We start from the raw sequence: 15,140 nt of genomic DNA, 5'->3' as shown, positions 1-15,140 counted from the left end.
GGGACGGACGGCGATGGGCGAACTCAGGTCGCGGCGGTCGGTACTCGCGGTGCCGGGGTCCAACCCCCGGTTCGTGGACAAGGCGCGGGGACTGGACGCGGACGCCTTCTTCCTCGACCTGGAGGACGCGGTCGCGCCCCTGGAGAAGGACGCGGCCCGCCACGCCGTCGTCCGGGCCCTCAACGACGGCGGCTGGGACGGCAAGGTGCGGTCCGTCCGCGTCAACGACGTCACCACCGGGTGGGCCTACCGCGACGTCGTCACCGTCGTCGAGGGCGCCGGTGCCGAACTCGACGCCCTGGTCCTGCCCAAGGTCACCTCGGCCCGCGACGTCCAGTGGCTCGACACCCTCCTCACCCAGATCGAACGCGCCGTCGGGCTGGATGTCGGCCGGATCGGCATCGAGGCGCAGATCGAGGACGCCCGCGGCCTGGTCGCCGTGGACGCGATCGCCGCCTCCTCCCCCCGCCTGGAGAGCCTCGTCTACGGGCCCGCCGACTTCATGGCCTCCATCAACATGAAGAGCCTGGTCGTCGGCGAGCAGCCGCCCGGCTACGACACCGGCGACGCCTACCACTACGTGCTCATGCGCATCCTCACCGCCGCCCGCGCCCACGGGCTCCAGGCCATCGACGGCCCCTACCTCCAGGTCCGGGACGTGGACGCGTTCCGCCGCTCCGCCGGGCGCACGGCCGCCCTCGGCTTCGACGGCAAGTGGGTCCTGCACCCGCTCCAGGTGGAGGCCGCCAACGAGGTGTTCGCGCCCTCCCAGGAGGACTACGACCACGCCGAGCTGATCCTGGACGCCTACGCCCACGCCACCACCGTGGACCGGCGCGGCGCCGTCATGCTCGGCGAGGAGATGCTCGACGAGGCCTCCCGCAAGATGGCGCTCGTGGTCGCGGGCAAGGGGCGCGCGGCCGGGATGGGCCGGACCCGCGCGTTCGACCCCGGGGCCTGAACCCGGACCCCGGCGGAGGGCGGGCGGGATCCCGCCCGGGTCCGCCCGGGCTCTGACCGGCGCGGAGTCTGACACGCGCCCCACCCCGCTCTTACCGCGCTCTCACCCTCATGCGGGACCATGGGCGCCATGGAAGCCACCGCCACGGTTCTGGTCGCCGACGACGACCGCGCGATCAGGGACTCACTGGAACGCGCGCTCCAACTGGAGGGCTACAGGGTCAGGACGGTACCGGACGGGGTCCAGGCCCTCGCCGCCGTGCACGCCGACCCCGTCGACCTGCTCGTCCTCGACGTGATGATGCCGGGAGTGGACGGGCTCGGGGTGGCCCGCGTGCTGCGCGCCGAGCGCGACCGCACACCCATCCTCATGCTCACCGCACGCGTGGAGACGCCGCACCGTGTGGCGGGGCTCGACGCGGGGGCCGACGACTACCTCGCCAAGCCCTTCGAACTGGAGGAGCTCCTCGCGCGGCTGCGCGCCCTGCTGCGCCGGGCCGCGCCCTTCCCCGAGGAGGCCGCCGAGCAGGGCCCGCTGCGCGTCGGCGAGCTGTCCCTGGACCCGGCCTCCCGCCGGGTCTGGCGCGGCGACCGCGAGGTCGAGCTGTCCAAGACCGAGTTCGACCTGCTCGAACTCCTGGTGCGCAACGCCGGGATCGTCCTGGACCACTCCACCATCTACGACCGCATCTGGGGCTACGACTTCGGCCCCGAGTCCAAGAACCTCGCCGTCTACATCAGCTACCTGCGCCGCAAGCTGGAGGACGGCGGGCCGCCGCTGATCCAGACCGTGCGCGGGGTCGGCTACACGCTCCGGCCGCAGGGTTGAGTCCCGTGCGACCCGACGACGGCGCCCCGCGGGGGCCCGGACACGGAACCCCGCACGGTCCTGGAACCTCGCCCACCTCCGGTCCCCCGCACGGTTCTGGAAGTCCGTCCGGTTCCGGTGCCCCACCCGGCCCGGGGACGCCGTCCGGCACCGGAGCCTCGGCCCCCTCGGGCCCCCCGCACGGCCCCGGCGCCGCGTCCGGTCTCAGGGCGTTGGCGTCCGCCGCGCGCACCGCCGTCCCGAGGTGGCGCCGGACGCTCCTCCAACCGGGCGACTGGCGGCTGGGCACACGCTTCGCGGTGATCTTCGCGCTGGTCGCCACCGTCGTCATCGCCCTGGTCGGCACCCTCGCCTACACCACCGCCGCCGCGCTCATCCGCTCCGACGCCCGCACCGAGTTCGAGAGCACCGTCACCGCCCTGTCCGACCAGCTCGTCGACTACCACCAGCAGGGGCAGGGAGGCTCCGCCGGTCCCGGTCCGTTCCTGCCCAGCGACAAGTTCCAGCTCCAGCTCCTCGAACCCGACGGCAGCAGGACGGTCAACATCGCCGACCCCTCCGAGATCATCCTGTTCGCACCGTCGCAGCGGGACCTGGAGGTCGCCGAGGAGGCGCGGCCCGGCATCGTCGACATGCGCGAGCAGGCCATCGGCGGCCAGGAGTACCGGCTGGCCACGGTCTCCCTCGGCGACGGCGCCGGGGCCCTCCAGCTCCTCCAGCGCCTGTCCCCGACCGAGCTGATGATCGACCGGCTGGCCACGCAGATCCTGTGGGTGGGCCTGTTCGTCGCCCTGTGCGCGGCCGCCGCGGGCTGGCTGGTGGGCCACCGCACCACCGGACGCCTGGTGCGCCTCACCGAGGCGGCCGAGTACGTCAGCTCCACCGGACGGCTCGACCCCGTGGACCCCGGCCGGAGCGGCGAGAGCCGCGAGGAGGACGTCGGCCGCGACGAGGTCGGCCGCCTCACCAGCGCGTTCAACGCCATGCTCGCCCGGCTGGCCCGTTCCAAGGACGAGCAGCGCCGCCTCGTCCAGGACGCCGCGCACGAACTCCGCACCCCGCTGACCAGCTTGTACACCAACGTGCAGGTGCTGGACAGGGTGGACCGGCTCAGCCCGGAGGCGCGCGCCGGCCTCATCGAGGACCTGCGCGGCGAGACCCGCGAACTCACCGCGCTGGTCAACGAACTGGTCGGCCTGGCCACCGGCGACCACGAGGACGAGCAGATGAGCGCGGTCCCCCTCGCCGGGATCGCCGAGAAGGTCGCCAAGCGCACCCGCCGCCGCACCGGCCGCGACATCGTCGTGGACGCCGACGACAGCGTCGTGTGGGGCCGCCCCGGCTCCCTGGAGCGCGCCGTCTCCAACCCGGTCGAGAACTCCGCCAAGTTCGACCCCGAGGGCACCGCGCCCATCGAGATCCGCGTGCGCGCGGGGGCGGTGGAGGTCCTGGACCGGGGGCCCGGCATCGACCCGGCCGAACTCGACCACGTCTTCGAACGCTTCTACCGGGCCGCCGTCGCCCGCGGCCTGCCCGGTTCGGGACTCGGCCTGTCCATGGTCAGGGAGATCGCGCAGGCGCACGGGGGCGGGGTGTTCGCCCGCAACAGGGAGGGCGGCGGCGCCGTCATCGGCTTCCACCTGCCGCTGTTCACACCGCCGCGGGACGAGGAGCCGAAGGCTCGGAGGTGAACGCCGCACCGGCTCCGGCGCCGACCCCCGCACCGGCGGACGCCTCGCGGTAGATCCGCTCGAACCGCTCCAGCGAGTCTTCCAGCCGGTGCAGCTCGGCCATGCCGCGGCTGCGCGCGCCCATCCCCAGCCGTCGGCCCTCGTCGGCGACCACCGACTGCACCCGGGCGGCCAGCGCCCCTGGACTGCCGGGCGGGTACAGGTACCCGTTGCCGCCCTCCTCCACCAGGTGCGGCAGCGCCATGGCGTCCGCCGCCACCACCGGCAGGCCGCTCGCCATCGCCTCCAGGGTGGCGATGCTCTGGAGTTCCGCGGTCCCGGCGATGGCCCACACGTCCGCGCACCGGTACACGTCGGGCAGGTCGGCGTGCGGCACGAAGCCCAGGAACACCACCCGGTCTGCAGCGCCGACCTCCGCCGCCAGCTCCTCCAGCCGCGCCCGGTGCGCGCCGTACCCGGCCAGCACGAGCTGCACACCGTCGGTCAGGGCCACCGCGCGCACGAGTTCGTCCACGCGCTTCTCCTCGTCCAGCCGCCCCACGAACAGCACCGTCCTGCGGTCCGGTACGCCCAGCCGGGCGCGCAGCCGCCGCCGGGTGGCCGCGCCGCCGTCCAGCGGGCTGAACCGGTCCAGGTCGATCCCGCACGAGACCGGTTCGACCGGCCGGGTGAACCCCTGGTCGACCAGCAGCCGCGCCGCCGCAGGGGTGGGCGTGGTCACGTGCTCGGCCCTGGACAGCACCGCGCCCAGGTCCCACCAGGCCAGCCGGGCCGCGTGCGGGCGCAGCGGTGCGGGCACGCGCACGTAGTCGAAGAGGTTCTCCGGCATGAAGTGGTTGGTGGCCACCACGGGCACGCCGCGGGCGTGCGCGGCGGCGGCCAGCATCCGGCCGACGAGGAAGTGGTTCTGGATGTGGACGGCGTCCGGGCGCAGCCGGTCCAGGAGCCGGTCCAGGTGGCCGCGCACGCCCAGCGGGACCGCGAGCCGCACGCTGTCGTGGACCAGGGAGGACACCGAGCGCAGCCGGTGCTCGACCACCCCGCCGCGTTCCGCCGTGTACGGGGCGCCCTCGGGGGAGGGGCACACCACGTGCACGCGCGCGCCGCGCGCGGCCAGGCCCCGGGCGAGGCGGGCGGTGAAGTAGGCGGCGCCGTTCACGTCGGGGGGATAGGTGTCGGTCCCGATCAGTACCCGGGCGCGGCGCGTCGCGCCGACGGCGGGCCGGGGCGGTGCCGCCACCGCGGAGGAGGCGAAGGACGTGGACATGACCTGATCTCCTTTGTCGGGTCGCCGCGTACGCCCGAGTGTGGGTCACCCGTGTTTACCCCCGCCGACCTCTCGGTGACCGCGGGGCGACCGCTCGGTGGCACGCGGCGCGGGAGAGGGACCCCCGCCCCCTCCGCCTACCCACAAGCCGGGCCGCGCCGACGGGCGGCGGTCCGGGGTCCGCGCTTCCGGGGCCCGCCGTGCCTTCGGGGCATGACCGCGGCTCCCGCCGCACACACGACGGGCGGCCCCGGACCCGAGGGTCCGGGGCCGCCCGTCGTGTGTGCGGGGCCGCTCCCGTCAGTTCCCGCCCTCCTCGTTCTGGGCGGCCTCCACGCTCTGCTCCCCGAGCGTCACCGTGACCTCCTCCTCGGAACCGCTGCCGCCGTCGGGGACGACCCCCAGGGTGACCTCCTCGCCCGGCTGGCGGATCCTGATCTGCGCGATCAGCTCGTCCGGCGTGGACACCTGCTCGCCGTCCACGGACACCACCACGTCACCGGCCTGGAGCCCGGCCTCGGCGGCCGCGCCGCCCTCGGTGACCTCCACGATCTCCGCGCCGCCGACGCGGGAGTTGGTGATGGTCGCCTCGATCGCCGGGTAGCTCGCGCTGCCGTCCTCGACCAGCTGCTCCGCGATGGGGCGGACCTGGTTGATCGGGATGGCGAAGCCCAGCCCCACCGAGCCGCTGTCCTGCGAGACGCCCGCGATCGCGGTGTTGATCCCGATGACCTCGCCGTTCATGTTCACCAGCGGGCCGCCCGAGTTCCCGGGGTTGATCGCCGCGTCCGTCTGGATCGCGTTGATGACCGTGGAGGTCTGCCCGGACTGCCCGGTGTTCACCGGACGGTTCAGCGCGCTGACCACACCCGTGGTCACCGTGCCCGACAGCCCCAGCGGGGAACCGATCGCGACCACCTCGGCGCCCACGCCGACCTGCTCGGAGTCGCCGAGGGTGGCCGGGGTGAGGTCGTTGCGCCCCTCCGCCTGGATCACCGCGATGTCGGAGACCGGGTCCGAGCCCATGACCTCGGCGCGCGCGGAGCTGCCGTCGTTGAACAGCACCTCGATCGGACCGCCCTCGGCGGCGGCCACGACGTGCGCGTTGGTGAGGATCTGGCCGTCGGAGGAGATGACCACACCGCTGCCGCCGCCGTTGGCGGTGCGGATGGACACCACGCTCGGCAGGACCGTGTCGGCGACCTCGCCCACCTCGCCCTCGGTCTGGGTGCTCTCCTGCTCCTGGTTGAGCGAGCTGATCGGCCCGCTCAGGCCGTTGGGGAACAGGTAGGCGGTGCCCAGGGCCGTCATCGGGCCCACGATGAGGCTCGTGACCAGGGCGGTGATCGCGGCGACGGTCACGATCCTGCCGGAGCCGCGCTTCCCGCCCTCCCCCGGCGGGGGTACCGGCCCGGGGAAGGCGCCGCCGAACGGGGGCTGCCCGCCGTGCCCGCCGTGACCGCCGTGGTCCCCGGGACCGCCGGGGCCGCCCGCCCCGAACGCGCCGCCGTCACCGTACGGCGGCTGCCCGTGCCCGATCGGCCCGTGGGGGCCGTTCTGCCCGCCGTGCGGGGGAGCGGGGTGGTGGGCGGAGAACTGCTCGTGCTGGCCGCCGGCGGCGCCGTAGCCGCTTCCGGGCGGCGGGAAGGTGTAGGAGGCGTGCTCCGGGTCGTTGGGCCCGGTGGCCCACCTCGGCGGCTGCCCGGGCGGAGAGAAGGTCGGCCCCGCCCCCGTGGGGCCGTTCTCCGGCCACCCGTGCCGCTCTGCCCCCGGGTGCCCGCCCTGCTGGGACGGAAAGCCCTCACCCGTCTGCCCGGCCGCCGCGTACCCGCCGCTCCGCTCGGCGCCGGGGTACCCGCCGGAGGGCACCCGACCGGGCTGTTCGCCGCTCTGCCAGACGCCGGTGTACCCGCCGGGCTCGTGCGGCGCGGGCCGCTCCACGTGCTCGTCCGTCTCCCCGGCGCCGGGCTCCCCACCGGTCTCCTGCGCCTCGGAGCCCCCGAAGGGCCGCTGGGGCCCGGCGTGCTCGGCTCCGCGGGTCCGGCCGTCCTGTCCGGCGGGGACACCCCCGTGCTCCCCGCCGGACGCGTCACGGACGTCGGTGCCGTCAGCCGGGGAGGAGCCCCCCTCGTGCGGGCCGGAGGGCCCCGCCTGGTCGGCGGGCTCGGCGGGACGGTGCTCGGGAAGCCCGTTCCCGGCCGTCGCACCGGGCTCGGTACCTGCACTCGGTTCGTTGGGGTTCAACTCATCCTCCGGCTGAAGGGACGATGTTCAGTGACGTGTTCCATCATGCGACGCATGGGTTAGAACAGGGTGAGAGCGCGATATGCCGGGGTTTCGAGTCCTTCCGCCCCCGCCCGGTCCGCGTCGGCGGCCCCGTGGTCCAGCACCGTCGGGCCGGGCCGCCCGTGACTGGCCCCGACGTCCGTGAGAGCATCCCAACCCCCGACGCCGCGACCCGACACGTCGCCCGTTACCCGGGCGCGCTCCCCGTAGGCGTCGTATGCACCACAATGCCCGAAACGATATCGTGCCGAAGCCAAAGCGAGACACCGGAGAAGAGCCGACCTTGATCAAGATCGTGCTGGCCGATGACGAACACCTCGTGCGGGGGGCCATCGCCGCCCTCCTCGGCCTGGAGGACGACCTGGAGGTCGTCGCCGAGGTCGGCCGGGGCGACGAGGTGGTCGACGCCGTCCTGCGGCACGGCGCCGCGATCGCCGTCCTGGACATCGAGATGCCCGGCGCCACCGGGCTGGAGGTGGCCGCGCGGCTGCGGACGGACGCCCCCGACTGCGGCGTCGTCATCCTCACCAGTTTCGGCCGCCCCGGCTACCTGCGCCGCGCCCTGTCCTCCGGCGCGCGCGGCTTCCTCGCCAAGGACGCCCCCGTCGACCAGCTCGCGGGCGCCATCCGCCGCGTGCACGGGGGCGGGCGCTACATCGACACCGACCTGGCCGCCGCCGCGATGGTCGGCGGCGAGAGCCCGCTCACCGACCGCGAGACCGAGGTGCTGCGCGCCGCATCCGACGGCGCCACCGTCGCCAGGATCGCCGCCTCCCTCCACCTGACCGAGGGCACCGTGCGCAACTACCTCTCCAACGCCATCGGCAAGACCGGCGCCGACAACCGCATGTCCGCCATCCGCACCGCCCAGGACATGGGCTGGCTGTAGGCGCCACCGTGCCTGCGGCAACCCCGTTCCCGTGCTCCGGGCGCCCGACCGCAGGAAGGGCTGCGCGCAGCTTCCGTTGAGGGTGGCGGCGGGCGGGACGAAGCGGAGCGGAGGTCCGAAGACACTCCCTAGAGGAAGCGCAGCACCAGCATCGCGGTGTCGTCGCTGCGCCCGCCCGGGGCGTACTCCTCCAGCTCCCGGTCGATGCGGCTGATCACCGCCTGGGCGGTCAGCCCCGCGCAGCCGGAGAAGATCTCCATCAGCCCCTCGTCGCCGAGCATGTCCGTGTTGCTGCGCCGCTCGGTCACGCCGTCGGTCACGGCCAGCACCACCTCGCCGGGGCGGATGTCCACGTTCTCGGTCGTGAACCCCACGTCCTCGAACGCGCCCAGCAGCGGCTGCGAGGCCCCGAACGGCAGCACCTCGCCCTTCTGGTTCAGCCGCAGCGGCAGCGGGTGCCCGGCCGAGACCATCCGCAGCCGCATCCCGCCCCCGCCGTCCGTGGCCGGGGTCATCTCCCCGTACAGCATCGTCAGGAACCGGGTCGAGGTGTTCTCGTCCAGGATCGCCATGTTCAGCCGCTGCATGATGTGCGAGGGCGTGAACCCCTCCTTGGCCAGCGCCCGCAGCGTGTGCCGCGCCAGGCCGGTCACGGCCGCCGCCTCCGGGCCAGTGCCGCACACGTCGCCGATGGCGAAGCACCACCGGCCGCTCGCCGCGAACACGTCGTAGAAGTCCCCGCCCACCACGTTGCGCTCGTCGGCCGGACGGTAGAAAACCGCGTGGTCCACGTTCGGGATCACCGGCTCCTTCTCCTTGGCCGGCAGCAGGCTGCGCTGGAGGGCGTCGCTCATCGCGGCCTGCTTCTCGTGCAGCCGCGCGTTCTCCATCGCCGACGCCACCCGGCTGCTCAGGTCGTCGGCGACGTCCACCTCCTCGCGGGTGAAGTCGTCGGACTCGTTCTTGCCGATCGTCATCCGCCCCAGCGCGCGCCCGTGCGCCACCAGCGGGACGCAGATCGCCGGACCGCTCGCCAGCTCCCGGACGAGCTGCTCGTCCAGGCCCTCCTTGGCCAGCTCGGCCGGGGACCACAGCGGCTGCGGCTCCCTCTGCTCGTGCGGCGGCAGCCCCGTCAGCAGCGCGCGCAGGATGTCGTTGTAGTTCTCGTCGCTGTGCACCACGTGCGTCAGCTGCGAGACGCCCATCTCGTTGATCGTCTCGATGGCGCACCACCGGCCCAGCCGCGAGGTGATCAGCTGCGCCGCCAGCGCGCCCGTCATCCGCTCGTCCAGCGTGCCCGCGAGCAGGTCGCTGGCCTCGGCCAGGAAGCTCAGCGAGGCCCGCCTGCTCAGCTCCACCTCGGCCAGCCTGGCCCGCTCCACCGGCAGCGCGATCAGGTTCGCGCCCTCCTGGAGCCGCTTGGCCGCCGACGCCCCGAAGTGCCGGGTCCGCCGGGAGGCCGCACCCAGCAGGCCGACCACCCGCCCGTCCACGATGAGCGGCGCCGTGACCAGCGAACGCATCCCCGCGCGCGACAGGCGCCCCCGGCTGGCGCGGGCGATCATCAGGTCGTCGTTGATCACCGCGCCCGGCTCCGGCGCCGACGACGGGAAGATCTCCTCCGTGCGCACGCGCAGCGGCCGCCACGGGGCGCCGCCCGAGGTCAGCCCGACCGCGGCGCGCACCTCCCACATGGTCTCGTCGGACGTGGCCAGGGTGATGTAGGCCGCGTCCGCGCCCAGCGCCGTGGCCGAGTGCTCGACGGTGCGCTCCAGCAGCTGCGGCAGGGACAGCCGCGAGCCCAGGGCGGAGTCCAGCGCCGACCACGGGGCGGGGCGCCCGGGACGGGAGGGGCTCTTGCGCACCGGCGGGGACTCCAGGGAGGCGCGCTCCCCTGACTCGTCCTCGATCCGGAACCACACGGCCTTGTCGTTGCGTCCGTAGCTCACGCCCCAGCTCGACGCGATCGCCGAGGCCAGGGCCAGCCCCAGACCGCCGGTGCGCCCGTTCTCCCGGGACGGGGAGGTGTCCACGGACAGGGGCCCGGCCTGCGGGACGGCGCGTTCGGGTACGGAGTCGGTGACCATCACCTCGGTCGCGCCCTCCGACCGGCGCACGGTCACGTCCAGGGGCGAGCGCGCGTGGATGACGGCGTTGGTGACCAGCTCGCTCACCAGCAGGATCACGTCGTCGGAGGGGTCGGTCACACCCCAGGACAGGAGGGTGTCGTGAACGAACTCGCGGGCCGCCGCCGCGGTCTCCGGGGCGGGCGGGAACTCTCGTCGAGCGACCTTCGACGCGTCGTGTGCTGGCAAGCCGTCGGTGTCCTTCGTCACTGGGTGCGTGCGCGGGGGGTGGTGGTCACTGCCACGATACGCGTGCCCGGGTGACCGGTGCCGCGCGAACCGTCACTTCCGCCCGCCGGGCCGCCCGCCCGGGTCAGCCCGCCGGGCGGTACGTCCGGCGCCCGCCCGCCGATCCGCCCGTCCGGGGCCGAGCCGGACCGGCCCGCCTCCGGACGCGTCGGCCGGGGGGGGCAACATCACCAAGCCTCCTGTGCGGGGCGCCCCGGCCGGTTAGTGTAAGTCGACACATGCGCTTCTTTCGGGTGGTACCTCTCGCCGGTAGCGTGACGGGGTGTCACTAGGGGGCCGACGCGGCGGAAACCGCGTGGCCCCCCCGTCCCGTGCGCGCTCCGCGGACCGAGTCCGCCCGCGGGCGCCCGGCCCAAGGGGTCCGGGACGGGAGGCCGAGGTGGCGGAGCAGGCTGAGGAGGGGGTTCGATGCCCGAGGCGGTCAAGGAACTGGTGGCCGACGACCAGCTCGACGAGATTCTGCGTGCCCTGTACCGCATGCGCGACGGCGACTTCAGCGTCCGTCTGCGCAAGCGCGGCGGCGGCACCATGCGGGAGATCGCGTCCGTCTTCAACGAGGTGGTCGACCACAGCGAACAGCTCAGCGACGAACTCAAGCGCGTCGGCGACGTCGTGCGCAACGAGGGCAGGCTCAACGAGCGCGTCAACGTCAACCCCGCCCGGGGCGCCTGGGGCGAGAGCGCCTTGGCGCTCAACGTCCTGCTCGACGAGGTCGCCGAACCCGTGACCGACGTCGCCGGGGTCCTGGACTCGGTCGCGGAGGGCCAGCTCAGCCGCCGAGCCTCCACCGAGGGCCGCCGCGGCGAGCTCAAGGGAGACCTGCTGCGCCTGGCCACCACGGTCAACCGCATGGCCGACCAGATGAGCGGCTTCGCCGGGGAGGTCACCCGGGTGGCCCGCGAGGTGGGCACCGAGGGCAAGCTCGGCGGCGCCGCGCAGGTCGAGGGGGTCTCCGGGGCCTGGCGCGAGGTGACCGAGTCGGTCAACCAGATGTCCTCGCGCCTGACCGACCAGATGCGCGACATCTCCGAGGTGACCACCGCCGTCGCCCGCGGCGACCTCAGCCGCAAGATCACGGTGGACGTACAGGGCGAGATGCTCGACCTCAAGGACACCGTCAACACGATGGTGGACCAGCTGTCCACCTTCGCCGACGAGGTGACCCGGGTGGCCCGTGAGGTGGGCACCGAGGGCAAGCTCGGCGGACGCGCCAACGTGCGCGGCGTGCGGGGCATCTGGAAGGACCTCACCGAGAACGTCAACTCGATGGCGGACAACCTCACCAACCAGGTGCGCGACATCTCCCAGGTGACGACCTCCGTGGCCCGGGGCGACCTCACCCAGAAGGTCCAGGTCGACGTGCAGGGCGAGATGCTCGCCCTGAAGAACACCGTGAACACCATGGTCGACCAGCTCGACTCCTTCGCCGACGAGGTCACGCGCGTGGCGCGCGAGGTCGGCACGGAGGGCAAGCTGGGCGGGCGGGCCAACGTCAAGGGCGTGTCGGGCATCTGGAAGGACCTGACCGACAACGTCAACTCCATGGCCAACAGCCTCACCTACCAGGTCCGCAACATCTCCCAGGTGACGACGGCGGTCGCCACCGGTGACCTCACCAAGAAGATCACCGTGGACGCCCAGGGGGAGATGCTCGACCTCAAGGACACCATCAACAAGATGGTCGACCAGCTGGACTCCTTCGCCGGGGAGGTGACCAGGGTCGCCCGCGAGGTGGGCACCGAGGGCAAGCTGGCCGGGCAGGCCCACGTCCGCGACGTGTCCGGGGTCTGGAAGGACCTGACCGACAACGTCAACTCCATGGCCAACAACCTGACCTACCAGGTGCGCCAGATCTCCATGGTCACGCGCGCGGTGGCCGCGGGCGACCTGACCAAGAAGGTCACGGTCAACGCCAAGGGCGAGATCCTGGAGCTGAAGGACACCATCAACGTCATGGTGGACCAGCTCTCCGCGTTCGCCGACGAGGTCACGCGCGTGGCGCGCGAGGTCGGCACGGAGGGCAAGCTGGGCGGCCGCGCCGACGTCAAGGGCGTCTCCGGCATCTGGAACGACCTCACCGAGAACGTCAACTCGATGTCGCACAACCTCACCACGCAGGTGCGCAACATCTCCGAGGTGACCACGGCCGTCGCCGCGGGCGACCTCACCAAGAAGATCGACGTCAACGCCCAGGGGGAGATCCTTGAGGTCAAGACGACGGTCAACACCATGGTCGACCAGCTGTCGGCGTTCGCCACCGAGGTCACCCGAGTGGCCCACGAGGTGGGCAGCCAGGGCCAGCTGGGCGGTCAGGCCAAGGTCGAGGGCGTGACCGGCACCTGGAAGCAGCTCACCGACAGCGTGAACGGCCTGGCGGGCAACCTGACCACGCAGGTGCGGGCGATCGCCGAGGTCGCCAACGCCGTCGCCAAGGGCGACCTGACCCGCAACATCCAGGTCGACGCCCGCGGTGAGATGGAGCAGCTCAAGCACAACATCAACCTGATGGTGTCCAACCTGCGCGAGACCACCGCCACCCAGCGCGACGCCGACTGGCTCAAGTCCAACGTGGCCCGCATCTCCGGCCACATCCAGGGCCACCGCGACCTCAAGGAGCTGGCCCGCCTCATCATGACCGAGGTGACGCCGCTCATCGGCGCCCAGCACGGCGCCTGCTACCTGCCCGAGGACCAGGACGACCAGGAGAACTTCCTGTTCTACGCGGGCTTCGGCTTCGACCCCGACGAGGACCGGCGCCGCGTCCGCGCGGGCATCGGCCTGGTGGGCGAGGCCCTCGCCCAGCAGGTGGAGCAGCAGGTCGGCAACATCCCGCCGGGCTACGTCAAGGTCGAGTCGGGGCTGGGGGAGGCCTCCCCGCGCAACCTGTACATCCTGCCGATCGTCTCAGAGGGGCGCTCGCTGGGCGCCATCGAGTTCGCCTCCTACGACGACTTCCGCGAGAGCCACAAGAACTTCCTGCGCCAGCTGGTGAGCCTGCTCGGCACCACCATCAACACCATCCTGGCCAACAACCGCACCGAGGACCTGCTCGAACAGTCCCAGCAGCTCACCAGCCAGCTCAGGGAGCGCTCCAACGAGCTCCAGCGCCAGCAGGAGGAGCTGCGCGGCAAGAACGCCGAGCTCCGCCAGAAGGCCACCCAGCTCGCCAACCAGAACCGGGCGATCGAGCTCCAGAACCAGCAGATCCAGCGCTCCCGCAACGCCCTGGAGGAGCGCGCCCACCAGCTCCAGGTCTCCTCCAAGTACAAGTCCGAGTTCCTGGCGAACATGTCGCACGAGCTGCGCACGCCGCTCAACAGCCTGCTCATCCTGGCCCGCCTGCTGGCCGACAACGCCGAGCAGAACCTGTCCGCCAAGCAGGTCGAGTTCGCCCAGACCATCCACAAGGCGGGCAGCGACCTGCTGCTGCTCATCGACGAGATCCTCGACCTGTCCAAGGTGGAGGCCGGGCGCGCCGAGGTGCAGCCCAGCGAGGTCTCCATCGCCCAGCTGGTCGACTACGTCGAGGCCACCTTCCGCCCGGTCACCGGGGACCAGGGGCTCGCCTTCGCGGTGGACGTGTCGCCGGACATCCCCGGCACGCTGTGGACCGACGAGCAGCGGCTCCAGCAGATACTGCGCAACCTGCTCTCCAACGCCGTCAAGTTCACCCCGCAGGGGGAGGTGCGGCTGCTCATCGAGCCCGCGTGGGCGCTGGAGGACGCCGACCTGGAGATGTTCGTCGAGAACGAGGAGGTCATCGCGTTCACCGTCGCCGACACCGGCATCGGGATCGCCGAGGACAAGCTCCAGGTCATCTTCGAGGCCTTCCACCAGGGCGACGGCGGCACCTCGCGGCGCTTCGGCGGGACCGGCCTCGGCCTGTCCATCAGCCGCAACTTCGCCCGGCTGCTGGGCGGCGAGATCCGCGTGCAGAGCGTCCCCAACCAGGGCTCCACCTTCACGCTGCTGCTCCCGGTGCGCCTGCCCGACGACGCGGGGGAGCGGGCGGAGGAGGCCGGGGCCCCGGGCCGCGGCCTGAGCGGCATGGACTCGGCGCCGATGCTCGACTCGGGCCGGGGCGCGGACACCGGCGGCTTCGAATCCTCCCCGCTGGACGACGGCTTCTCCATGCCGGACGAGGACTTCGACGCGGCCCTGGCCGCCCTCACCGACATCAGCGACGAGCCGCTGCCCACGGTCCCGGTGCTCAAGGCGCCCGAGACCCAGGCGGCGGCCGAGGGCGAGGCGCCCGAGCAGCCGACCGAGTCCGAGCCTCGCACCGACCCCGAGCGGCGGGCCGTCCTGAACGGCCAGCGGGTCCTCATCGTCGACGACGACGTCCGCAACGTCTTCGCGCTCACCAGCGCTCTGGAGGCGCAGGGCCTGGAGGTCCTCTACGCTGACAACGGGCACGCCGGAATCGCCAGGCTGGAGGCCAACGAGGACATCGCGCTCGTCCTGATGGACGTGATGATGCCCGAGCTGGACGGCAACCAGACCACCCAGCGGATCCGGGAGATGCCGCAGTTCGCCGGTCTGCCGATCATCTCGCTCACCGCCAAGGCGATGCAGGGCGACCGCGAGCGCAGCCTCGCGGCGGGCGCCACGGACTACGTGACCAAGCCGGTCGACCTGGACCACCTGCTGGACGTCATGCGGCGCTGGCTCACCGCGGGGCGTGAGGAGACCATCGCCGGAGCGGCGGCCGACGGCGGGGGCGGCGCTGCCTCGGACGGGCACAGCCGCGCGACGTCCGGGCCGGAGGAGGCCGGTGCCGGGCATGACAACGATCCGAACGGGGAGACTGGCACCAGCACCCCGAGCGAAGACCTGGAGTAAC

General features: G+C 72.9%; 8 protein-coding genes. 5 read left to right on the top strand and 3 right to left on the bottom strand.

Going from position 1 to position 15,140, the window contains the following annotated elements; genetic code table 11:
• The first annotated feature begins 13 nt into the window (after positions 1–13).
• The 3 genes from KGD83_RS25760 to KGD83_RS25750 all read left to right on the top strand — a co-directional run bounded on the left by KGD83_RS25760 (position 14) and on the right by KGD83_RS25750 (position 3,480).
• Complete coding sequence (locus tag KGD83_RS25760; protein WP_212641553.1) at positions 14–961, top strand: HpcH/HpaI aldolase/citrate lyase family protein; 948 nt, start codon at positions 14–16, stop codon at positions 959–961.
• Between the two features lie 129 nt (positions 962–1,090).
• Positions 1,091–1,789, top strand: coding sequence for a response regulator transcription factor (locus KGD83_RS25755; RefSeq protein ID WP_212641552.1), 699 nt, complete (start codon positions 1,091–1,093; stop codon positions 1,787–1,789).
• A 212-nt stretch (positions 1,790–2,001) separates the two neighbouring features.
• Positions 2,002–3,480 (top strand): sensor histidine kinase, encoded by a 1,479-nt coding sequence (locus KGD83_RS25750; RefSeq protein WP_212641551.1) that lies wholly within the window; start codon positions 2,002–2,004, stop codon positions 3,478–3,480.
• On the opposite strand, the gene KGD83_RS25745 is transcribed toward KGD83_RS25750, so the two are convergent.
• Both KGD83_RS25745 and KGD83_RS25740 read right to left on the bottom strand, forming a co-directional pair.
• Positions 3,440–4,747, bottom strand: a complete 1,308-nt coding sequence (locus KGD83_RS25745) for a glycosyltransferase (RefSeq protein ID WP_212641550.1) — start codon at positions 4,745–4,747, stop codon at positions 3,440–3,442. The two genes, KGD83_RS25750 and KGD83_RS25745, sit on opposite strands and share 41 nt — an antisense overlap.
• Positions 4,748–5,047: 300 nt before the next feature.
• Positions 5,048–6,991: a trypsin-like peptidase domain-containing protein gene (locus tag KGD83_RS25740; RefSeq protein WP_212641549.1), complete on the bottom strand. Its 1,944-nt coding sequence runs from the start codon at positions 6,989–6,991 to the stop codon at positions 5,048–5,050.
• 325 nt (positions 6,992–7,316) lie between these two features.
• Here KGD83_RS25740 and KGD83_RS25735 point away from each other — a divergent pair, with 325 nt between their 5' ends.
• A complete protein-coding gene (locus tag KGD83_RS25735) occupies positions 7,317–7,922 on the top strand; it encodes a response regulator transcription factor (RefSeq protein WP_047869745.1) in 606 nt (201 codons plus the stop codon).
• Positions 7,923–8,050: 128 nt separating this feature from the next.
• Here the strand turns inward: KGD83_RS25735 and KGD83_RS25730 are convergent, their stop codons facing one another.
• A complete protein-coding gene (locus KGD83_RS25730) occupies positions 8,051–10,237 on the bottom strand; it encodes a SpoIIE family protein phosphatase (RefSeq protein ID WP_212641548.1) in 2,187 nt (728 codons plus the stop codon).
• Positions 10,238–10,705: 468 nt separating this feature from the next.
• Here KGD83_RS25730 and KGD83_RS25725 point away from each other — a divergent pair, with 468 nt between their 5' ends.
• Entirely contained in the window at positions 10,706–15,139 is a 4,434-nt protein-coding gene (locus KGD83_RS25725) for a HAMP domain-containing protein (protein ID WP_212641547.1), read from the top strand.
• The last annotated feature ends 1 nt before the right edge of the window (position 15,140 follow it).

Source organism: Nocardiopsis akebiae, assembly GCF_018316795.1.
In the GTDB taxonomy this organism is placed as follows: Bacteria; Actinomycetota; Actinomycetes; order Streptosporangiales; family Streptosporangiaceae; genus Nocardiopsis; species Nocardiopsis dassonvillei.
Note: the sequence above shows the minus strand (reverse complement) of the source record. Positions and strands in the feature narration are given on the sequence as shown.

Coding starts and splice junctions, on each gene's coding strand:
- KGD83_RS25745 (WP_212641550.1), bottom strand. CDS start 4,747: ATGTCCACGTCCTTCGCCTCCTCCGCGGTGGCGGCACCGCCCCGGCCC.
- KGD83_RS25725 (WP_212641547.1), top strand. CDS start 10,706: ATGCCCGAGGCGGTCAAGGAACTGGTGGCCGACGACCAGCTCGACGAG.
- KGD83_RS25755 (WP_212641552.1), top strand. CDS start 1,091: ATGGAAGCCACCGCCACGGTTCTGGTCGCCGACGACGACCGCGCGATC.
- KGD83_RS25760 (WP_212641553.1), top strand. CDS start 14: ATGGGCGAACTCAGGTCGCGGCGGTCGGTACTCGCGGTGCCGGGGTCC.